Origin of the sequence: Mycolicibacterium pulveris (assembly GCF_010725725.1) — a bacterium.
GTDB classification, from domain to species: Bacteria; Actinomycetota; Actinomycetes; order Mycobacteriales; family Mycobacteriaceae; genus Mycobacterium; species Mycobacterium pulveris.
In genome coordinates, this window is record NZ_AP022599.1 from 2,504,050 (window position 1) to 2,524,963 (window position 20,914).

Here is a 20,914-nt window from a genome sequence, read left to right on the forward strand (position 1 = left end):
CCCGCGTCAGATGCGGGCGGGCAGGTCGCCGGTCAGCTTCGACGGCCGGCAGCACAACGTCACCACGATGCACAGCACCGCCGCGACGGCGAAGGCCGCCTGCACGTTGAACGCGTCGGCGGTTCCGCCGAGCAACGCCGCGGCCAGCGGCCGTGATCCGAGGAACCCGACCAGCCACAGCGCCATGATCCGGCCGCGCAACTCCTCGGGAGCGCGTTCCTGCACGACGGTGCTCAGCCCGGTCATCGCCCAGCCGAAACCGAGGCCGGCCAGCGCGAACCCGATCATCGCCACCGCGGTCACCGGCGTGACGACCAGAATCGCGCATCCGGCGCCGAGCCCGGCCAACCCGATCGCCGAGACCTTCGCCGAGGCCATCCGCCCGCGCATCAGCGCCAACATCGCCATGCCCGCCGCCGCACCGATGCCGAATACCGCCGACAGCGTCCCGACCAATTGAGCGCTGCCGCCGAGTTCGTCGGCCATCGACGGGGCCAGGGTGATCGACGAGTCGGACGCGAAACCAACCGCGCTCACCGCGAGCAACGCCAACAGCAACGGGCGGTCACGCCAGACGTACCGAAGCGCGGCGCGGACCCGGTAGTCGGCGTCTGCCTGGCGCGCCGGCGGCGCGGGGAAGCGCACGGCGATCAGGAAGAACGCGAACACCAGGTGCAGGACGGCGCTGACCGCGAACGCGGCGCCCGAGCCGAAATGCGCGGCCAGGTAGGCGCCGGTGGCCGGCCCGAGTATTCGACCGAGGGTCATCGGAATGCTGTTGAGCGCCATGGCCGTTGACAGCTCACCGTCGCGAATGAGGTTGGGCACGATCGACTGCATCGCCGGTCCGCCGACGACGAACCCGAAGCCCACCAGCAGGGTCCCGATGAGCACCGGACCGGCGACCGCCACGCCCTGCTGGTCCGGATCGAGGATCAGCCACACCGCGGTGAAGCCCGAACCGGCCACGCACAGCACCCGGCCGAGCAGAATCTGGCGAGCCGGATCGCCTGTGTCGGCCCACTTTCCGCTGGTGGGGCTCAAGATGAGCTGCGGCCCGAACTGGACGACGCCGACCAGACCGACCATCAGCGCCGAATGCGTCGCCTCGAACATCACGATCGCCGCGACGATGCCGTGTGTCCACACCGCGACGACCGAGAACATCTTGCCCCAGAACAACGCACCGAACACCGGGTCGAACATCAACCCGAGCGCGCCGCGCGCCTGCGGTCGGGAAACGGGTGCGGTGGTCTCTGCCGTCACCGGGAACCCGCGGTTTCGAAACGTTCGGTGAGCCGGGCCAACAGGGAGACCAGGGTGTCCACGTCGGTGTCGGACCAGTCTTCGACCATCTCGGCGACCAGATCACGGCGCCGCTCGGCCACCGTCGCCAAGGCCTTTCGGCCCTCATCGGTGAGCATGAGCGCGCAGCGCCGCTGATCGTCGGCGGCGAACGTCTTCGTCAGCAGCCCCGCCGCGACGCCCGCGGTGACCGCCCGGCTCGCGGTGGAGTGTTCGACGGCCAGAAAATCGGCGACGTCGCGCACCGACGCGCCGCCGCCGGCCTGCTGGCACTCTTGAACCGCCCGCAGCGTCCGCAGCGTCGAGGGGTTCGTCACCGGGGCGCTGCCGTCGAGCACGCGGCCGCGCCAGCTGGGCCGCTGACGGGCGATCGCGATCCGCGTCAGCAGCTCGTCGAGTTGGTCGTAGCGGGACTGCAGCACGAATATATGCATAGCACATAGATATTTATGGGGCGAATCCGCTGCTGAGGGGCCAGGCCCGCAGGTGCGGGGTTAGGCAGGCTCGGCCCGCAGGCCGTACATGTAGGTGGTGAGGTACTCGTCGATCACCGGGGTCCGAATCTGCTTGGACTCCGGCATCGTGATCAGCAGCGCATAGAGGCCGACCAGAAACGACACCCCGTTGAGCATGACGTCGACCTCGGCGGGTATCTCGCCGCGCTCCTGTGCCCGCTGCAACTCCTCGACGACCGCGACGATGACCGGGTGGTTGGTCCATTCCTCCGATGGTGGTCGTGTCGTCGAAAAGTGCAGGGCCAGAAAATCTTTGAACAGCCGATTGCCGAGGCGACGCTCCAGCGCCTCGAGCACCCGCACCGACTCGGCGAGCGTGTCCCGCACCCCGTGTGGCTTGGCGAAGAACCGGTTCAGCTCGGCGGCCATCCGCTCTTCCTCGCGCCGCTCCAGCTCCACCAGGACGTGCTCTTTGGTCGGGAAGTGAAAGAAGAAGGTGCCGTGCGCCACCCCGGCCGCCGACACGATCGCCCCGATGTCGGCCGCGGCCATGCCGTCTCGCTTGAACTCGGCCACCGCCGCCCCGAGTAGCCGTTCACGCGTCTGGCGGCCCTTGGTCCCGCGCTCCTGAGGCTTGTCGCTGCGCACTGTCATCCGTTCCGCCGCCGTGCACCGGCGCGCCCGAACAGAGCCTACGCCAGAAACCGACTGAAGTCAGAATGGGTCTTCCGTTCGCATCGCTCAGCCGCTACCGTGCTGCAGGAGCGATTTCAGTTGGTATTTCGGTAGAAACACCGCATCACAGGGGCTTATCCACGCCCGCGTGAAATGCCGGCTACCGCTCGTGAAACCTGACTGAAGTCAACTTGGAGGCGCGGTGCAGATCCTCGAGCAGGTGCAAGACCTGCCGAAAGCCGGGAACATCAAGGCCCAGTGGGTGAGCCTGTGGACCGGGCCCGCGGTCGGTTTCGTCCTACTCGTCGCGCTGCTGGCATTCCCCGGTTTCTGGCCGCCGATGTCGCCGACGATGACGGCCGGCCAGGTGGCGTCGTTCTACGCCGAGAACACCGCCTGGATCCGCTTCAGCCAGGTGACGTTCAACCTGTGCGGCATCATGGTCCTTCCGTTCTTCATGGTGATCGTGGTCCAGATGAAGCGGATGAAAACCCAGAGCCACGTCTTGGCGTACTGCTATCTGACGGCGGTGGTCAGCGGCGCGACCATCTTCGCGCTGTCCAACATCTTCTTTCTCGTCGCCGCGTTCCGGCCCGACCGCAGTCCCGAAATCATCCAGGTCCTCAACGATCTCGCGTGGATCGTGTTCATCGCGCCGGTCGGCATGGTGGTGGCGCAGTTCGTGCTTCTGGCCGTCGCGGTCTACTTCGACAACGGACCGCACCCGGTCTTTCCCCGCTGGGTGGGCTACTACTCGGCGGCCACCGCCGTGGCCATGATCCCCGCGGCCGGCGCCGCGGTCTTCCACACCGGGCCGCTGGCCTGGGACGGCTTCCTGTCGTTCTGGGTTCGCAACGGCGCCTTCGCGCTGTTCGTCATCGTCATGTTCTTCGTGCTGCGCCGGGCGGTGTATCGCCAAGCCATCGAGGAAGGCGTGATAGAAGGTGTCGTCGAGGGCGGCCGGCAGGGCGCGCTGCAGTGAGCACCCTGACCCCCGACCGGCCCGCCGAGGCACCGGATCACGCTCCCGGCGGCAAGCCGGATGTGCGGCTGGTGTGCTGGTTCTTCCCGATCTGGTACGCGGTCTTCGGCGTCATCATCTGCGTGCTGGCGCGGGTGACACCACCGCCGCGGCCCGACGTGTCCGCCGCCGACAAGGTGGCGTTCTTCGCCGCCAACGGCACCACCATCCGGATCGGGTTCTGCGTGCTGCTGATCCTGCTCGGCGGCGCGGCGATCACCAACGGGCTGGTGGCCTATCAGATGAAGCGGATGTCGGTCGGCTCGGTCTTCGCCTACGCATACATCGGTGGCATGGGGGTCGGCGCGCTGCCGGGTTTCCTTCTGGTGGCGGTCTGCTTCTTGACCGCCGCGTTTCGCGCCGACCGCGACCCCGAGATGGTCAGCCTGCTCTATGACCTCGGAATGCTGAGCTACAACGGGTCGCTGGGCTGCTTCTCGGTGGCCTACCTGGTGCTGGCGCTGGCGATCCTCTACGACAGAAACGACATCTTCCCGAAATGGTTTGCCTACGTGAGCATCTGGCAGATCATCACCGAGGTCATCGCGACCCAGATGTTCGTCTTCTACTCCGGACCGTTCGCCTGGAACGGGTCGCTTGCGTTCTGGTGGTCGGTCGTCGTCTTCTCGGTCTGGCTGGCGGTGCTGATCATGCTGCTGCGGCGGGCGACCCTGCGTGAACCCCTCGACGCCCCGCCCGTGGACTGAGGAACAACGCCATGACGCAATCGGATTCGCTTCAGACCACACCCGAGACGAGCACCGGGCCACCGGCCCACCTGCCCGGCGACATCCACATGTGGGTGATGGTGCTCGGCGATCTGGTCATCTTCGCCGGATACTTCGTCATCTTCATGGTCTACCGCACCCTGAACCCCGAGGAGTTCCTCCAAGCTCAGCAACACCTCGACATCAACATCGGCGTCGTCAACACGCTGATCTTGTTGACCAGCTCCTGGGTGGTGGCCCGCAGCGTGCTCGCGGCGCGCGAGGGCCGCCACCGCGACGCGATCCGGCTCACCGTCGCCGGCGGCTTCGGCGGGGTGCTTTTCATCGTCTTCAAGACCTATGAGTGGGGCGCCAAGATCAGTGCCGGCCACACCAACTCGGAGATGTTCTACTCGTTCTACTACGTGCTCACCGGCGTCCACCTGGTGCACGTGCTGATCGGCCTCATCGTGCTGGGGGTCGTCGTCCGTGAACTGCGCAATCCCGCCCGCCGCAGGGTTTCGATGGTGGAGTCCGGTGCCGTCTACTGGCACATGGTCGATCTGCTGTGGGTCATCATCTTCGGCCTGCTCTACGTGATGAGGTGACCGTGACCGACACCGCCGACACCCGTTCCCGCACCACCACGGCGCGCGCGATGACGTGGGCCTGGGTGCTGTTGACCGCGATCACCATCGGATCGTGGTGGCTGGCGCCCGCACACTTCACCGAAACCGTGCACGCCAGCACCCCGGTCACCGCGTTGGTGCTCGTCCTCGCCCTGGTCAAGTCGAGGCTGATCATCCGGTACTTCATGGAGGTGCGCACGGCGCCGCGGTGGCTCAAGCGCTCCACCGACGCCTGGCTGGGCGTGCTGTTCGCCGCCGTGTTCGTGATCTACCTGTTCTGAGGCACTCCGTAAGCTCTACGCCGTGGCACGCGTGCTCTCGGTGAACATCGCTCACGGCTACTCGGACGGACCGTCGGGCAAGACCGGCTTCGACAAGCGCCCGACGACCGAACCCGTCGCGGTGCGGGCACCCGGACACCGGCGCACCGGGCTCGGCAGCGGCCTGGCCGGCGACCTGATCGGCAACCGCAGGTATCACGGCGGCGACGACCAAGCCGTGTACGCCTATGCGCGTGAGGATCTGGACGACTGGGAGATCAGCCTGCAGCGACCGTTGACCAACGGCATGTTCGGCGAGAACCTCACCACCGCAGGGGTCGACGTCACCGGCGCGGTGATCGGCGAACGGTGGGCGGTGGGATCGGACGGTCTGGTCCTGGAGGTGTCGCGGCCTCGCACGCCGTGCCGCACCTTCACCCGGTTTCTCGGCATCCGAGGCTGGATGGGCGCGTTCACCCGCGCCGGGAAACCGGGCGCATACCTGCGGGTGATCACGCCCGGTCAGCTGCGCGCCGGAGACGGTGTGACCGTCACCGACCGCCCCGACCACGGCATCACCATCGGCTACGTCTTTCGGGCCATCATGACCGAACCCGAACTGCTGCCCGACATTTTGGTCGCCGACGCCCTGGCCGAGGAGGTCGCCCGCCGCGCACGTCGACGCCTGGCCGGCTGAGCACTCCTGTACGCTCGTATAGCGTCGCGGGTGGGCAGAAGGGTCACGGCATGACGAAATACGACTACATCATCGCGGGTGCGGGCTCGGCAGGGTGTGTGCTGGCCAACCGCTTGTCGGCCGACCCGAAGGTCAACGTCCTGCTGATCGAGGCAGGCGGCGCCGACCGCAATCCCCTCTACCGCATTCCCAAGGGGTCGGGAATGTTGTTCGAGAGCGAAAAGCACATGTGGCATTACGAAACCACGCCGTTCGGACCCAATCCGCACACCGAGCAGTGGCTGCGCGGAAAGGTGCTGGGCGGGTCGAGCTCGATCAACGGCATGATCTACAACCGCGGCAACCGCGCCGACTACGACGGTATCGAGCGGCTCGGCAACAAGGGCTGGGGCTGGGACGACATCCTGCCGATCTTCAAGCAGTTCGAGGACAACGCCTTCGGGCCGTCTCCGACGCGCGGCGTCGGTGGGCCGCTGCACATCTCGGTGCCCCGTGATCCCGATCCGCTCTGCGCCGAGATGCTCGACGCCGCAGCGGCAACCGGGCTGCGGCGGGTGCAGGACATCAACGAATCCGATGACGAGCGGATCGGATACGCCACCGCCACCATCAAGGACGGGCGCCGGGTCAGCGCCGCCACGGCGTTCCTCAAACCCGCACTGCGACGCCCGAACCTCACCGTTCGGACCCGCACGACGGTGCGCAGGCTGCTCTTCGACGGCGGCAGGGCCGTCGGCGTGGAGGTCGACGCCAAGGGCGCCACGGAGCAGATCAAGGTGAGCCGTGAAGTGATCGTGTCGCTGGGCAGCCTCAACAGCCCGAAGTTGCTGCAGCTCTCGGGCGTCGGACCCCGTGACGTGCTCACAGCGGCGAACGTCGCCGTCTACCTCGAGCGCGACAACGTCGGCCGGGGACTTCACGAACACCGCTGCGCCACCCTGCGATACCAGCTCAAGGAAGACCTCGGCTACAACCGTCAGCTTGCCGGCAACCTGGCCCAGGCCGTCACCGGCGTCAAGTACCTCGCCACGCGCAAAGGGCCGCTCGCCGCTCCGTCGTTCGACATCGTCGGGTTCGTCAAGGCCCAACCCGACGCCGAACGCCCGGACGGACAGGTCATGCTCGGGCCGTGGACGATACCGCCGTACAACACCGGTGAACCCGTCGCGATCCCCCGCCAGGCCGGGGTCTCCTGTCTCGGCATGGTGCTCCGTCCGACGGCACAAGGATCGATCGAGATCACCTCCGGCGATCCCGATGCGCCGATACGGATCGATCCGAACTACCTTGGCACCGACTACGACCGGCAGGCGACCGCCAACCTGCTGCGTAAGATGCGCGCCATCTTCGAGCAGTCGCCGATCGCGGAGCGCGTCACCCACGAAACCTTTCCGGGACCGGACGTCCAAAGTGACGATGAGCTGGTGGATTCGGTGCTCGACGGCGGCTACTGCGGTTACCACGCCGCGGGCAGCTGCGCGATGGGTCCCAGCGACGACCACGTGGTGGACCATCAGCTGCGCGTGCGCGGGATCGACGGCCTGCGGGTGGTGGACTGCTCGGTGATGCCCACGATGGTTGCGGGCAATCTCAACGGGCCGATCATGGCGATGGCCTGGCGCGCCGCCGATTTCATCCTGCAGGATCTGTAGCGCCCCCGCGTTCAGGCGACGACGGCGGGCATGGTGTCCCAGCCGCGCACCGTCGATGTCCGCGACCGTCGCGCACCGCTCATGTCGATTTCCCACTTCGGAAACCGCTTGAGCACTTCCTCGAGCGCCACCCGGCCTTCCAGCCGGGCCAGGGGCGCACCGAGGCAGAAGTGTGTGCCACGGCCGAACGTCAAGTGCCCGCCGGGTTTGCGGTGGATGTTGAACGTGTCGGGATCGTCGAAGTGGCGTTCGTCGCGGTTGGCCGACGCGAGCATGAGCAACACCGCCGAACCCGTGGGCAACGTCTGGCCGTGGAATTCGACGTCAGCCTCGGCGACGAACCGGGCGACGTGGGGACCCGGCGGTTCGTAGCGCAGCAATTCCTCGATCGCCGCCGGAATCAACGACGGATCCTCGACGAGTACCTGGCGTTGGTCGGGGTGCTCGGCGAGCACCTTGCCCATCCAGCCGAACAGCCGTCCGGTGGTTTCCACCCCGGCACCGGCGATGACGGCCAGAAAGATCAGCAGCTCCTCGGTTCTCAGATGCCGCGTCGTACCCGTCTCGTCCTCGAACTCGACGTTGAGGAGTTCGGTGATCAAATCGTCGGAGGGGTTGTTCTTTCGCCAGGTGACGTAGTCGCTGAACATGTCGCCGTCGAAGTAGTGGTCCTTTTTCACCGGCAGCGGTTCGCCCGGCTTGTTGCGCAGCACGGCGTGGGCCCGCGCACGCACCGACGGCTGATCGGCGTCGGGTATTCCGACCAGCATTCCGATTGTGCGCATGGGCAGTTCGGCGCCGAGGTCCTGTACGAAGTCGAAGCGGTCACCCCCGATGAGCGGATCCAGGCAGGCCGCGCAGAAGGCACGGACCTTGTCCTCCAGCGCGCGCATCTTCTTCGGCGTGAAAGCGCGCGCCACCAACGCGCGGTGGATGGTATGCAGCGGCGGGTCCTCGTTGATGAAGACCCCGGGCGGCATGACCGGGTCGGTCTTGACCACCTCGAGGATGTCGCCCTTGGCCGAACTCAGGCGCTGCGGGTCACGCAGGGCCGCGTCGACGTCGGCGTAGCGGCTCAACCCCCAGAAGTCGTGGCGTTCGTTGTAATACAGCGGACGCTCGTCGCGCAGTCGGCGGTACGCCGGGTACGGATCGATGTCGATGTCGACATTCCACGGGTCGTAGTACAGGTCGTCCACCGCGCCTCCTTGCCACCGATGCGCACCAGCCTATCGCAGATGCTGTACGCTCGTACAGCGATAGTCGGTTCGAGCGAGGAGACGGTGGTGTGAGCCGAGTAGCGGTGGTGACAGGCGGAGCGTCCGGGCTCGGGCACGCGATCTGCACCGGGTTGAGCAACGACGGTCACCGGGTCGCCGTCCTCGACATCGACGCCGAAGCCGCCGATAAGGCCGCGGCCCAGCTGCAGGCCAACGGGACCGCGGCTGTCGCTGTCGGCGTGGACGTCTCCGACGAGCACGCCGTCCAGGCGGCGTTCGACAGCGTGCGAACCCAATTGGGCGCGGTCGAAATCCTTGTCACCAGCGCCGCGATCGCCGGATTCACCCGGTTCGATCGGATCACGCTGGACGAGTGGAACCGCTACCTCGCCGTCAACCTCACCGGCACTTTCCTGTGCCTCCGCGCCGCACTGCCCGACATGGTGGCCGCGAAATGGGGGCGGATCGTGACGATCTCCTCGGCCGCAGGCCAGCAGGGCGCCCGGCGGCAGGGCCACTACGCGGCGACCAAAGGCGGCGTGATCGCGCTGACCAAGACCGTCGCGCTGGACTATGCGAACAAGGGCATCACGGCCAACACGGTCCCACCGTTCGTCGTCGACTCCCCGATGCTGCGACGGCAACAGGAGGAGGGGAAACTTCCTGCCGCCGAATACCTCACCCAGGTCATTCCGGCCGGACGATTGGGGGCGGGCGAGGACGTCGCCGCGGTGTGCTCGTTTCTGTGTTCGGAGGCCGCAGGCTACGTCACGGGTCAAGTGATCGGCGTCAACGGCGGGGCGGTGATCTAGTGGCCAGACCAGTTGCCGTAGTCACCGGGGCCAGTCGCGGTGCCGGGGCGGGCATCGCACACGCGCTGGGCAGCCACGGCTGCACGGTGTATGTCACGGGCCGCACCGAAAAGGGCGACACGGCCGGGCTTCCCGGAACGATCCACGAAACCGCCGCACGCGTGACAGCGGCCGGAGGCAAGGGCATCGCCGTCCGTGTCGACCATGCCGACGACGATCAGGTCAAGGCCTTGTTCGAGCGGATCGAACGCGAACAAGGGCGGGTGGACATCCTGGTGAACAACGCCGCGATCATCCGCGACGAGATGATGGGCCGGACGAAGTTCTGGGAGGAACCCCTCGCTGTCATGGACACCCTTCGGGTTGCGCAGCAGCTACGTCGCCACGGTGTACGCCACGCCGCTGATGCTGCCCCACCGTGACGGCCTCGTCGTGTTCACCTCGTCGTCGGGCGGGGTGCACTACGCGTTCGGGCCCGCCTACGGCGTGCCCAAGGCCGGTACAGACAAAATGGCCGCCGACATGGCCGTGGACTTCAAAGACGTCGGCATCACCGCGGTCTCGATCTGGATGGGATCGCTGCTCACCGACCGGGTCCGAACGATCATCGCCGGCAATCCGGACAAGTTCGGCCACATCCTCGAAACCGCAGAGACTCCCGAGCTCACCGGTCACGTCGTCTGGGCCCTCTACATGGATCCGCGCCGGATGGACGTCAGTGGGCAGACGCTGATCGGGGCCGAACTGGCGGTCAAGTACGGCATCAAAGACGAGGACGGCCGTCAACCACCCTCGTACCGCCAGCTTTTCGGTGTGCACCCGCACCAGCAGCAGGCGCACGTCATGCGCTAGCGTCCCGGCCGGGCACCACGGCCGTAGGTGATGTCGGCGCGCTCGGGATCCCACCGGTCACGAAAGACGACGTCGACCACCGGCCGTCGTCGCACGGGGCCGTGTTTCCCGCGCGGCCAGCCGACCACGACATGTCCGGCCAGAAACCACTCGTCGGGCACACCGACCGCCTCGCGCAGCACCGTCTCGCCCTCATAGGACGCCCAACTGGTGAAGCAGGCACCCAGACCCTGTGCGCGGGCGGCGAGGTAGAAGTTCTGCATCGCGGGGTAGATCGACCCGCCCTGCAGGTACTCCGATGCGAACTCGTTCTTGAATGCGGTGAACAACACCGACGTGTGTTCACCGGCGCGATCGTGCAATTCGTAGGTGGCGCGGTTGTTCCGGGCGGCGCGGCTGTCGTCGTCGGCCGCGGGTCGGCTCATCCCGTACACGGATTCGATTGTCTCCAGGGCGATTCGGGCCGCCTCGGCGACCGCTGCGCGCTGTGGCGGTGCATCCAGCACGATGAAGCGCCACAGTTGTGCGTTCGCGCCGTTCGGCGCCCACGTCGCCGCCTCCAGGCAGCGGTACAGCGTCTCGTCGTCCACCGGCTCGTCGGTGAACCGGCGGATCGAGCGCGCGGTGGAAAGCACTTCCCAGACGTCGGTGGTCGGATGCGGCATTCCATTGGTGTACTCGACGACCGCGAAGTTGTCGAGTGCCATCCATCATGCTGTACAGTCGTACTGCAACCCGAGCGGGATAGGAAGTGGTGCTGTGAACGACAGGTTCTCGATGGACGGCCGCGTCGCCGTCATCACCGGTGGGGGAACCGGAATCGGACGCGCCTCGGCGCTCGTGCTGGCCGAGCACGGCGCCGACGTCGTGCTCGCCGGTCGTCGCGCCGAGCCGTTGAAATCCACGGCGGCAGAGATCGAAGCCCGCGGGCGACGCGCGTTGGCGGTGCCCACCGACGTCACCGACGCCGAGCAGTGCCGCGCGCTGGTCGACGCGACGGTCGCCGAGTTCGGCCGGCTCGACGTGTTGCTCAACAACGCCGGCGGCGGTGAGACCAAGTCGCTGATGAAGTGGACCGACGACGAGTGGCACCAGGTGCTGAACCTGAACCTGTCCAGTGCCTGGTATCTGTCGCGCGCCGCGGTCAAGCCGATGATCGAGCAGGGCAGGGGCGCGATCGTCAACATCTCGTCCGGCGCGAGCCTGCTGGCGATGCCGCAGGCGGCGGCCTATGGCGCGGCCAAGGCCGGCCTGAACAACCTGACCGGATCGATGGCGGCGGCGTGGACCCGAAAAGGCGTGCGTGTCAACTGCATCGCGTGCGGCGCCATTCGCACACCGGGCTTGGAAGCCGACGCGCAGCGACAGGGGTTCGACATCGACATGATCGGACAGACCAACGCGTCCGGCCGCATCGCCGAGCCCGAGGAGATCGGATACGGCGTGCTGTTCTTCGCCTCTGACGCCTCGAGCTACTGTTCGGGGCAGACTCTCTACATGCACGGCGGCCCCGGCCCGGCGGGGGTCTGACATGGACGTCAGCCACTTCGGTCTACGGGTACGCGATCTCGACAAGTCCAAATCCTTCTACGAGGCACTCGGTTTCGCCGAGGTGAAACGGCTGACTGTGCCCGACGAGATGGCGGCGGGGTTGCTCGGACTGGCGCCGCCGATCGGGTTCGAGGCGGTCTACCTGCAGAACGCCGGTGTCGTGCTGCAGTTGTTGACGTTCTCGGGCTACCCGGCGCCGAACGAAGCCGAGCGCGACATGGTCTCCGCGGGCCTGACGCACGTGTCCATCGCCGTCGACGACATCGCCGAGGCGCAGGCGGCGGTGCAGGGAGCCGGCGGCACCGTCGTCGCCGATCCCGGCGGAGGATATGCGTGCATGGTGCGCGATCCCGACGGTCAACTGCTCGAGCTGGTGCACTCGCGGGTGCGCCCAGTGCCGCGGGGCTGAACTCAGGCTCGGAGTTCGTCGACCATCGCGGCGTAGCGGTCGAGAAACGACACCGTGGCCGACGGGTCGCTGCCGTCGCGGCGTCCACCGCCCAGCACGGCACGGTTGAACCCCATGTCGCGGTACGACAGCAGCTTCTCGAGCTTGGGATCGCCCCACGCCATGATCGTGAGATCGAGCGTGGCGGGGTCACGACCGGCGTCCTCGGCCTTTCGACGGAAGTCGTTCAGGGCGCCCGCCACGTCGGGGAACGCGGCGTCGCCGGGAAGCCAGCCGTCGGCCCACGCGACGCACTCGCTGACCGCCTTGGGGCCGGTGGCGGCGGCCAGCAGGGGCGGTCGCGGTCGCTGATGCGGTTTGGGATACGACCACACCGGGTCGAACTCGAAGAACGGACCGTGGTGCGCGGGCTCGTCGGCGGTCCACAGCGCATCGAGCGCGGCCACCATGTCGGCCAGCGCACGGTACCGGTCCGACCAGGCGATGGGCCGGGAGACCTCGAACTCGGGGCGGGCCCCCACACCGACCCCCAGCAGGAGACGGCCCTGGCTCATCTGGTCCAACGTCGCGACTTGCTTTGCCATCGTGAACAACTCACGCTCGAGCGGAAGGGTGACCGCGGTGCCCAGGCGCAGCGTGGTCGTCGTCGTAGCCGCCGCGAGCAGCGACAGGAACGGGTCCCACATCTGCTTCTGCACGTCGAGAAGGCCGCGGGGGAACCGGTCGGCGGCCGCCACCGGGATCTGCGGATGCTCTCCCACCCAAATCGACTCGAAGCCGCGCGTTTCGAGCTCGACGGCCAGCACGGCCGGTGCGAGGTCCCGCAGGGTGTTGAGCGAGACGAATCCCAGATCCATTGACTCTCCTTCGGCCGAGCACGCGTGCTGTACGATCGTACAGGTGGCTGACCTGTCCTACGACCCCTACGACGTGGCGATCGACGCGGACCCGTATCCGGTGTACAAGCGGCTGCGGGACGAGGCGCCGGTGTATTACGACGAGAAGTTCGACTTCTGGGCGCTGAGCCGGTTCGCCGACGTCGAGTCGACGCTGCGTGACGTCGAGAACCTCAGCTCGGCCAAGGGTGACATTCTCGAGGTGGTGAAGGCCGAACCGGTCATGCCGTTGGGCGTTTTCATCAACGAGGATCCACCGCTGCACACCGTGCACCGGCTGCTCGTTTCCCGCGCGTTCACGCCGCGCAAGATGCAGGCCATCGAGGATCAGGTGCGTGCGTTCTGTGCGGCCTGTCTGGACCCGCTGACCGACGGCGACCGATTCGACTTCACGCTCGACCTGGGGGCCGAGATGCCGATGCGGGTCATCGGGATGCTGGTCGGTATGCCGGACGAACTGCAGCGCAGCGTCCGCAAGGTGGCCGGCCGCAGGTTGCGAAACAAGCCGGGGGAGCCGCTTCCGGTCAGCAAGGACAACTACTTCGACGGCGACATGTTCCGCGACTACGTCCAGTGGCGTGCGCACAACCCGTCCGACGACCTCGTCACCGAACTGCTCAACGTCGAGTTCGAGGACGTCTCCGGAGAAGCGCGGAAGTTGAGCACCGACGAACTCCTGGTCCTGCTCGGGGTGATCGCCAACGCTGGAACCGAGACGGTGGGGCGCCTGTTCGGCTGGCTGGGCAAGGTTCTCGGCGAGCACCCCACGGAGCGACGGGAATTGGTCGAGAAACCGGAATTGATCGCCGGTGCCGTCGAGGAGGTGCTGCGCTACGAACCCCCCGTGCACAACATCGCCCGATATGTCGCCAACGACGTCGAGTATCACGGGCAGGTGATTCCGGCGGGCAGTGCGCTTCTGCTCATGGCGGGATCGGCCAACCGCGACGAGCGGAAGTTCGACACGCCTGACGCCTTCGACATCCACCGCAACGCCAACCATCTGTCGTTCGGCAGGGGAACGCACTTTTGCCTGGGCGCCTCGCTGGCGCGGCTTGAAGGCCGAGTGGCGCTCGAGGAGATCATCAAGCGCTGGCCCGACTGGACCATCGACATCGACAACGCCGTCCGTGCGCCGACCGCGACCGTGCGCGGTTGGGACAGCATGCCCGCGATCGTCGGCTGACCCCCTAGGTCCTGGTCGCCGACACCGGCATGTTGAGCCGGTGGTCGGCGGATGGCACATCGGCAAAAGCCATGGGCCAGGGTGGCTTTGCGTGCTGGACGACCCAGCAGGTCCCGGTGTCGGCCAATGGTGCGGTGGCGGCGGTCAGTACCGCGTCGGCGACGGCGTCGGGCTCCATCACGGGAACCCCGATCCGCTCCACGAGTCGACGCCGGTCGCCGAGCACGCCGGTGTCGGTGATGCCCGGACAGATGGTGTGGACGGCAATGTTCTCCGGCGCGAGGTTGGGGGCGATCGAGCGCATGAAGCCCACCACACCGTGCTTGCCGAGTGCGTAGACCGCGTCGGGATGCCAGGGCACGAGCCCGGCGAGCGACGCGGTGGCCAGGATCGCTCCCTCGGCCGCATCCTTGCGAGCTCGCAGGGTGCGCACGGCCGTGACGGCGCCGAACACCACCCCGTCGAGGTTCACGCCGACCGATCTTCGATACTCGGCCAGATCGAGCGCGCCGATGTCGCCGGACCATCCAATGGTGATGCCCGCGTTGAGGAATGCCAGATCCATGCTGCCGAACTCTGCGACGCACGCCGCGAACGCCGCGTCGACCTGCTCGGGATCAGAGACGTCGCACCGTAGACCCAATCCGCCGAGAGACGCGGCGACGGTCTCGGCGGCGTCGCCGTCGACGTCGACCACACACACCCGCATACCCTCGGCGGCGAACCGCTGCGCGGCGGCGCGGCCGATGCCGGAACCTCCGCCGGTGATCAACGCGACACGGCCGGCCAACTTCACGGGGTCACCACCGCTCGACCGGTTCGCTCTCCAGTGTCAGCGGGCGCAGGTAGGAGGCGTCGGTCTTGTCCCACTTGCCCTTGATAAAGCCTTTTACCGCACCGGAATTCAGCACGGAAGAGTCGCCGCTCATCATCCACTCGATGGTGCATCGCCGCAGCGCGATCTTCCACACACCGTCGCGGCGCTCGAGCCGGTCCAGGTAGCGACCACCCATCAGCGACACCACCTTGCCGCCCTTGGACCGCATGGCGCCCATCACGTAGCTCTCGGCGTGGGCCACATCGCCGTCGATCTCACAGGTGTGGGTGGTGATGTTGTGCAGATGATCCTCGAACACGGCGCTGTGCGCGGCGTTGGCCCATTCGCCGTACTCAGGACCGGGCTTGACGGTCGGGCCGTGCTCATCGACCCCGTCTTCCCAGTACACGCTGCCCATCAGGTCGGCGTCGTGGCGGTCGTGGCCGCGCGCCTGGTTCATCACGCAGTCCAGGATCGCGGCCCGGTCTTCGAGGTACTGCAGGCGCTGCCGCAACTGATCGAGTTCATCGGGCATCGTCATCGGTCCTTCCGAGGTGCATTCGAGGGCGTGTCGTTTGTACGACTGTACAGCACGCTCCCTAGCGGTCGGACGACTTGGTGCGCCTGCGCGATGCCGACGTGCGCTTCGTCTCTGCCGCAGGCGGTTCCACCGAGTCCAGATAGCGTTCGAACGCCTTGGTGACCTCCGCGTGCGCGGTCTTGACGCCGATGCCCTCCTCCAGGTTGAGGAACTTGGGAAGCCCCGAAATCAACAGCAGCAGCGCGGGTAGCGACAGATCACCGCCCAGCCGCGCGTTCTTGCCGAACTTCGCGGTGAGCGCCTTCAGCTGCACCTTGCGGACACTCTCGGTCGCCGCGGCGATCTCGGCCCTGATGGACTTGCGATGGTTGCCCAGCGCCATGAACTCCGTCATCAGTGCGCCGGAGGCCTCGTCCCAGCTGTACTCCCACAGCGCCCGCAGCGGATCGTCGGCGCGCTTCTCCAACGTCTTGTTCAGAAACTCGAGGTTGCGCGCCGAGTAGCGGCGGATCGCGGCGATGAAGATGTCGTCGAGGGTGGGAAAGTAGTACTGCACCAGGCTCGGGGTGACGCCCGCCTTGGCAGCCAGCGCGCGGTATGTGACGCTGGCGTAGCCCTCGTCGAGCATCATCTTCTCGACGCAGTCCAGCAGCGCATCCCGCGTCTTGGACGTCTCGGCACCCACGCGGCGTGCAGATGAGGCCATGGTCTCCTCGTTCGATCGGCTGCGCACATTCTGACACCTCTCGCGCTGTACGTCCGTATGGTGGCGCGGCCGTCCGTGGAGCCGGGATGAGTTCACGAGCTGCCATCCGTTCTGGTCGTCATGAACATCGTCGTCATCGGAGGCACCGGCCGCATCGGAACAGGATTGGTGCAGATGTTGACCGAGCACGGCCACGACGTCGTGGCCGCGGCGCCGTCGACCGGGGTGAACGCCGTCAACGGCGAAGGCGTTACCGACGTGCTGCACGGTGCCCACGTCGTCGTCGACGTGTCCAACTCGCCGTCCTTCGAGGAGGCCGCGGCCACCGAGTTCTTCACCACGTCGACGGCGAACCTGTTGCGCGCGGAGACACCCGCCGGGGTAGGACATCATGTCGTGCTGTCGGTCGTGGGCACCGAACTCCTGGCCCGCCAGAGTGGATACTTCCGCGCGAAGCTCACGCAGGAGAACCTCGTCGCCGCAGGACCGATTCCGTACTCGATTGTGCGCGCAACGCAGTTCTTCGAGTTCCTCGGGTCCATCGCCGATTCGGCGACGGTCGAGGGCACCGTTCGGCTGCCCGACAAGCTCATCCAACCGATGGCAGCGGTCGACGTCGCCGAGGCGGTCGCCATCACCGCGGTCAACGCGCCGCGCAACGGCATCGCCGAAGTGGCCGGCCCCGAGCCGTTCCGGCTACCCGACCTCATCCGCACCGCGCTCACCGCACGCGGTGACGGACGCGAGATCGTCACCGACCCGGCCGCGCGGTACTGGGGCGTCGACCTCGACGAGCGCACCCTGGTGCCCGCGGCCGGTGCGACCCTGTTCGACACCCGTTTCGAGGATTGGCTGTTGCGAACGGCCGCCAAGGCCTGACCTACCCGGCGCCGCTACTATCAAGATCGCACCGGGCCTGTAGACGGACGGCGAGTCGTAGGGTCCACTGAAGACATGTGCGGTGGAGACTATGGCGGACCTGGGTCGGGAACACGGCCTGCTCGGTCGCGCCGCTGAGTGCGCCACGCTACGCAACCTGCTCGCTGACGTCGCCTCCGGCACCAGCCGCGTCCTGCTGCTACGCGGCGAGGCGGGGGTGGGCAAGTCCGCCCTGCTCGAGTACGTGGTTTCGCAGGCGGCGGACCTTCACCGCGTCCAGGTGGCGGGCGTGGAATCCGACATGGAACTCGCGTTCGCCGGCTTGCAGCAGCTGTGCGCACCGCTGATGACCCACGCCGACGAGTTACCGAAGCCCCAGAGCGATGCGCTGGCCGTGGCGTTCGGCCGCGGGGTGGGGCCGACGCCGGACCGCTTCCTGGTAGGGCTGGCGGTGCTGAGCCTGCTCGCGGCCGCCGCGAACGCTCGACCGTTGTTGTGTCTCATCGACGATGCGCAGTGGCTCGACGAAGTCTCGATCCAGACATTGGCTTTTGTTGCGCGACGGCTGATGGCCGAACCGGTCGCGCTGATCTTCGCCGCCCGGCACGGCACCGCCGAAGCGCTGGCCGGACTTGACGAGCTGCCCATCAACGCCCTGTCGAGCAGCGACGCGCATGCCTTGCTCGATTCCGTTCTCAGGGCGCCGATCGACGAACGTGTGCGCGACCGCGTCGTCGCCGAGACCAGAGGCATCCCACTGGCTCTGCTGGAGGTGCCGCGCAACGTTCCCGCAAGCGAACTCGCCGGCGGTTTCTGGAACCCCGGACTGCGCCCGTCGGCCGGACAGATCGAAGAGGGGTTCGTCCGCCGAATCCAGGCGCTGCCGGCGCAGACCCGCCGGCTGCTGTTGGTCGCGGCCGCAGAGCCCGTCGGTGACGCGGCGCTGTTCTTACGAGTGGCCGCGCAACTCGGCATTCCCGTCGACGCATTGGCTCCTGCCGAGGCCGCGGGAGTGATCGAGTTCGGGCCGCGGATGCGGTTCCATCACCCGCTGGTGCGGTCGGCCGCATACCGCGCCGCCGACCTGGCCGACCGCCGCGCCATCCACGCTGCCCTGGCCGAGGCCACGGATCCGCAGCTCGACCCGGACCGGCGGGCCTGGCACGCCGCCAACGCCGCCGCCGGACCCGACGACGCGGTGGCCGCCGAGTTGGAGGCGTCGGCAGGCCGGGCGCAAACCCGTGGCGGCGTCGCAGCGGCCGCGGCGTTTCTCGAGCGTGCAGTGGGGCTGACGTCGGACCCGGCGCGCCGGGCGGGACGGGCGATCGCCGCCGCACGGGCGAAGTGGGATGCGGCAGCGCCGGAGGCCGCTCATGAGCTGCTCGCGGTCGCCGAGCTCGGTTCGCTGTCAGAACTGCAACGGGCGCAGGTAGCCCGGCTGCGGGCACAGATGGAATTCGCCCGCAGTCGCGGAGGCGAGCCAGCAGCCCCGCCCCTGGTTGAGCCCGCCAGGCAGCTGCTCGACGCCGCGCGACGAATCGAAGACCTGGACGACGAACTGGCCCGAGACGCCTATCTCGAGGCGCTCGCCGCCGCCATGTACGCCGCGCGCCTCGGCGAGCCGGACGTGATGACCGCGGTGGCCGACGCGGCATGTGTCGCGCTGCGCCGGGCGCCGAAGCTCGACCGCCCGACCGATCTGCTGCTGAGCGGCATGGCGAATCGGATCGCCGGCGGCGTAGCTGCCGGCACCGACCCGATGCGCGCCGCGCTGGAGCTGATGTGCGCACACGAACAGCAGAACCACGGCCAGTCGTTGCGATGGATGACGTTGGGGCTGGCCATCGTTCAGGAGTCGGCGACCGGCGAACTGTGGGACGACGAGCTCTACCTCCAGCTGGCCAGCGACGTCGTTCGGCAAGCTCGCGACGCAGGCGCGCTGGCGGTTCTTCCGCCGGCCCTTGCCTACCGTGCTGGAGTCCACGTGCTGGCAGGCGAATTCACGACGGCGGCAACGCTTATCGAGGAGGCCGCGTCGATCACCGCGTCGACGGGTTACGCCCCGCTGCGATACCACGCGTTGTCCCTGGTGGCGTGGCGGGGAGATCCGTCGGCTGCCGGTGTGCTCGAGTCGGCCGCCGCGGAAGCGACCGCCAGGGGAGAGGGGCGGGTGCTGGGGCTGACCGGTTACCTCGCCGCGATCCTGTACAACGGTCTGGGCCGGTACGACGAAGCGTTCGCCAGCGCGCAGCGGGCGTGTGAGTTCGAGGATCTCGGGTTCTTCGGCTGGTGTCTGATGGAGCTCATCGAAGCCGCGGTGCACACCGGAGCCCAAGAGGTCGCCACAGCAGCGCTGGACCAAGTGCGTAAGCGCACCGAATCCAGCGGAACCCACTGGGGGTTGGGCGCTTTGGCGAGCGCGCAGGCACTGCTGGCCGACGACGCTTCGGCCGACCGACTGTTCACCGAGGCCATCGAACATCTGGAGTGCACGCACATCGCGGTGTTCCTGGCCCGTGCGCACCTGCGCTACGGCGAATGGCTGCGCCGAATGAACCGCCGCGTCGACGCCCGCATCCATCTCAACGAGGCACATGAGATGTTCACCCGGATGGGCGCCGAGGCCTTCGCCGAACGCGCCCGCAGGGAGCTCACCGCCACCGGCGAGAAGACCCGCAAGAAGGCGGGCAAGACCGGTGACGACCTGACCGCACAAGAAGCCCAGATCGCGCGGCTGGCCAGTGAAGGCCTGACGAACCAGGAGATCGGCGCACAGCTGTTCATCAGCACGCACACCGTCGAATGGCACCTGCGCAAGGTGTTCGTCAAACTCGGCGTCACGTCACGACGACAGCTTCGCAAGATCTCCTGGGCCAGCTAGGGCCCGGGCAGACCACGAGAATTCAAGGGCTCGATTTCGGGCCGCAGTCACCATGCTGAAAAGCATGGACGTTTACCGAGCAGTGCAAAGCAGGCGGGCGGTGCGCGGCTTCCTCGATCGGCCCGTGCCGGCGGAGGTTCTGCAGCGTGTGCTGGCCGCCGCTGCCTGGGCGCCGTCGGGCTCCAACCTTCAGCCGTGGCACATCTACGTGGTCACCGGCGCGCCGTTGCGTCAGCTCAAGAAGCTGGCCACCGAGCGGGTGGCTGCCGGAGACCCTTGGGACGAGCGGGAATTCGAGATGTACCCGCCCGAATTGAAGTCGCCTTACGCAGAGCGGCGATCGGCGTTCGGCCGGGAGCGCTACAGCGCGCTGGGTATCGAGCGCGAGGACTGGGAAGCGCGCCAACGCGCGGCGATCGCCAACTGGGACTGCTTCGGTGCCCCCGCCGCCCTGTTCTGCTACATCGACCGCGACCTCGGCCGGCCCCAGTGGGCCGACGTCGGCATGTACCTCCAGACCGTCATGCTGCTGCTGCGCGCCGAAGGACTGCACAGTTGCCCACAGATGGCCTGGTCGCAGGTCCGCAAGACGGTCGAGGAAATCGTGTCACCCCCGCAGCACCTGATGCTGTTCTGCGGCATGTCGATCGGCTATGAGGATCCCGCCGTCGAATACGTCCGCACCGGTCGGGCGTCGCCGGCCGAGACGGTCACGTTCATCAGCGACTGACTACGGACTTCCAAGGGTTCGGTTCGCCTTCAT

22 protein-coding genes and 1 pseudogene are annotated in these 20,914 nt (G+C 67.4%); 14 read left to right on the plus strand and 9 right to left on the minus strand.

From position 1 onward, the window contains the following. Positions 1-6: 6 nt before the first annotated feature. Genes G6N28_RS12045 through G6N28_RS12055 form a run of 3 tightly spaced genes read right to left on the minus strand, consistent with a single transcriptional unit; the run spans position 7 to position 2,414 of the window. Positions 7-1,266 carry an MFS transporter gene (locus tag G6N28_RS12045; RefSeq protein ID WP_179962061.1) on the minus strand — a complete coding sequence of 420 codons (1,260 nt, stop codon included), beginning with the start codon at positions 1,264-1,266 and terminating at the stop codon, positions 7-9. Continuing rightward, a complete protein-coding gene (locus G6N28_RS12050) occupies positions 1,263-1,739 on the minus strand; it encodes a MarR family winged helix-turn-helix transcriptional regulator (RefSeq protein WP_170307894.1) in 477 nt (158 codons plus the stop codon). The genes G6N28_RS12045 and G6N28_RS12050 overlap by 4 nt, the downstream gene beginning before the upstream one ends. Before the next feature lie 60 nt (positions 1,740-1,799). Further along, entirely contained in the window at positions 1,800-2,414 is a 615-nt protein-coding gene (locus G6N28_RS12055) for a TetR family transcriptional regulator (RefSeq protein WP_163900538.1), read from the minus strand. 223 nt (positions 2,415-2,637) lie between these two features. Between G6N28_RS12055 and G6N28_RS12060 the strand changes: the two genes are divergently transcribed. Genes G6N28_RS12060 through G6N28_RS12085 form a run of 6 tightly spaced genes read left to right on the plus strand, consistent with a single transcriptional unit; the run spans position 2,638 to position 7,401 of the window. After that, positions 2,638-3,417 (plus strand): hypothetical protein, encoded by a 780-nt coding sequence (locus G6N28_RS12060; RefSeq protein ID WP_163900540.1) that lies wholly within the window; start codon positions 2,638-2,640, stop codon positions 3,415-3,417. Then, a complete protein-coding gene (locus G6N28_RS12065; protein ID WP_163900542.1) occupies positions 3,414-4,163 on the plus strand; it encodes a hypothetical protein in 750 nt (249 codons plus the stop codon). The genes G6N28_RS12060 and G6N28_RS12065 overlap by 4 nt, the downstream gene beginning before the upstream one ends. Positions 4,164-4,174: 11 nt before the next feature. Beyond that, a complete protein-coding gene (locus tag G6N28_RS12070) occupies positions 4,175-4,771 on the plus strand; it encodes a cytochrome c oxidase subunit 3 family protein (protein WP_163900544.1) in 597 nt (198 codons plus the stop codon). A 50-nt stretch (positions 4,772-4,821) separates the two neighbouring features. Further along, entirely contained in the window at positions 4,822-5,073 is a 252-nt protein-coding gene (locus G6N28_RS12075; RefSeq protein ID WP_128109588.1) for a cytochrome C oxidase subunit IV family protein, read from the plus strand. A 22-nt stretch (positions 5,074-5,095) separates the two neighbouring features. Continuing rightward, positions 5,096-5,749, plus strand: coding sequence for an MOSC domain-containing protein (locus tag G6N28_RS12080; protein WP_163900547.1), 654 nt, complete (start codon positions 5,096-5,098; stop codon positions 5,747-5,749). A gap of 50 nt (positions 5,750-5,799) precedes the next feature. Continuing rightward, entirely contained in the window at positions 5,800-7,401 is a 1,602-nt protein-coding gene (locus G6N28_RS12085; RefSeq protein WP_163900549.1) for a GMC family oxidoreductase, read from the plus strand. Between the two features lie 11 nt (positions 7,402-7,412). Here the strand turns inward: G6N28_RS12085 and G6N28_RS12090 are convergent, their stop codons facing one another. Next, positions 7,413-8,600 (minus strand): cytochrome P450, encoded by a 1,188-nt coding sequence (locus G6N28_RS12090; protein ID WP_163900551.1) that lies wholly within the window; start codon positions 8,598-8,600, stop codon positions 7,413-7,415. 89 nt (positions 8,601-8,689) lie between these two features. Between G6N28_RS12090 and G6N28_RS12095 the strand changes: the two genes are divergently transcribed. Next, positions 8,690-9,433: an SDR family NAD(P)-dependent oxidoreductase gene (locus G6N28_RS12095; protein ID WP_163900552.1), complete on the plus strand. Its 744-nt coding sequence runs from the start codon at positions 8,690-8,692 to the stop codon at positions 9,431-9,433. Next, positions 9,433-10,285: pseudogene (locus G6N28_RS12100) on the plus strand (SDR family NAD(P)-dependent oxidoreductase). Before G6N28_RS12095 ends, G6N28_RS12100 begins: the two are co-directional and overlap by 1 nt. On the opposite strand, the gene G6N28_RS12105 reads toward G6N28_RS12100, so the two are convergent. Continuing rightward, positions 10,282-10,950, minus strand: coding sequence for a nitroreductase family protein (locus G6N28_RS12105; RefSeq protein ID WP_163906164.1), 669 nt, complete (start codon positions 10,948-10,950; stop codon positions 10,282-10,284). The pseudogene G6N28_RS12100 and the gene G6N28_RS12105 sit on opposite strands and share 4 nt — an antisense overlap. Before the next feature lie 94 nt (positions 10,951-11,044). On the opposite strand from G6N28_RS12105, the gene G6N28_RS12110 reads away from it, so the two are divergent. Both G6N28_RS12110 and G6N28_RS12115 read left to right on the plus strand, forming a co-directional pair. After that, a complete protein-coding gene (locus G6N28_RS12110; protein ID WP_163900554.1) occupies positions 11,045-11,815 on the plus strand; it encodes an SDR family NAD(P)-dependent oxidoreductase in 771 nt (256 codons plus the stop codon). Position 11,816: 1 nt separating this feature from the next. Next, entirely contained in the window at positions 11,817-12,245 is a 429-nt protein-coding gene (locus G6N28_RS12115; protein ID WP_163900556.1) for a VOC family protein, read from the plus strand. Between the two features lie 2 nt (positions 12,246-12,247). Here the strand turns inward: G6N28_RS12115 and G6N28_RS12120 are convergent, their stop codons facing one another. Next, positions 12,248-13,102 (minus strand): TIGR03619 family F420-dependent LLM class oxidoreductase, encoded by an 855-nt coding sequence (locus G6N28_RS12120; protein ID WP_163900558.1) that lies wholly within the window; start codon positions 13,100-13,102, stop codon positions 12,248-12,250. A gap of 43 nt (positions 13,103-13,145) precedes the next feature. Between G6N28_RS12120 and G6N28_RS12125 the strand changes: the two genes are divergently transcribed. Then, positions 13,146-14,327, plus strand: a complete 1,182-nt coding sequence (locus tag G6N28_RS12125) for a cytochrome P450 (protein WP_163900560.1) — start codon at positions 13,146-13,148, stop codon at positions 14,325-14,327. 4 nt (positions 14,328-14,331) lie between these two features. On the opposite strand, the gene G6N28_RS12130 is transcribed toward G6N28_RS12125, so the two are convergent. Genes G6N28_RS12130 through G6N28_RS12140 form a run of 3 tightly spaced genes read right to left on the minus strand, consistent with a single transcriptional unit; the run spans position 14,332 to position 16,391 of the window. Beyond that, the gene (locus G6N28_RS12130) at positions 14,332-15,123 is read right to left on the minus strand and encodes an SDR family oxidoreductase (RefSeq protein WP_163900562.1); all 792 of its coding nucleotides are present in this window, start codon (positions 15,121-15,123) and stop codon (positions 14,332-14,334) included. A 4-nt stretch (positions 15,124-15,127) separates the two neighbouring features. Beyond that, positions 15,128-15,685: a nuclear transport factor 2 family protein gene (locus G6N28_RS12135; RefSeq protein ID WP_163900564.1), complete on the minus strand. Its 558-nt coding sequence runs from the start codon at positions 15,683-15,685 to the stop codon at positions 15,128-15,130. Positions 15,686-15,743: 58 nt separating this feature from the next. Next, positions 15,744-16,391, minus strand: coding sequence for a TetR/AcrR family transcriptional regulator (locus G6N28_RS12140; protein WP_163900566.1), 648 nt, complete (start codon positions 16,389-16,391; stop codon positions 15,744-15,746). A 120-nt stretch (positions 16,392-16,511) separates the two neighbouring features. On the opposite strand from G6N28_RS12140, the gene G6N28_RS12145 reads away from it, so the two are divergent. The 3 genes from G6N28_RS12145 (at position 16,512) to G6N28_RS12155 (ending at position 20,881) form a co-directional block, all read left to right on the plus strand. Continuing rightward, the gene (locus tag G6N28_RS12145; protein ID WP_163900568.1) at positions 16,512-17,270 is read left to right on the plus strand and encodes an SDR family oxidoreductase; all 759 of its coding nucleotides are present in this window, start codon (positions 16,512-16,514) and stop codon (positions 17,268-17,270) included. 91 nt (positions 17,271-17,361) lie between these two features. Further along, positions 17,362-20,151, plus strand: a complete 2,790-nt coding sequence (locus G6N28_RS12150) for an AAA family ATPase (protein ID WP_163900571.1) — start codon at positions 17,362-17,364, stop codon at positions 20,149-20,151. 64 nt (positions 20,152-20,215) lie between these two features. After that, positions 20,216-20,881, plus strand: a complete 666-nt coding sequence (locus tag G6N28_RS12155; protein ID WP_163900573.1) for a nitroreductase — start codon at positions 20,216-20,218, stop codon at positions 20,879-20,881. The last annotated feature ends 33 nt before the right edge of the window (positions 20,882-20,914 follow it).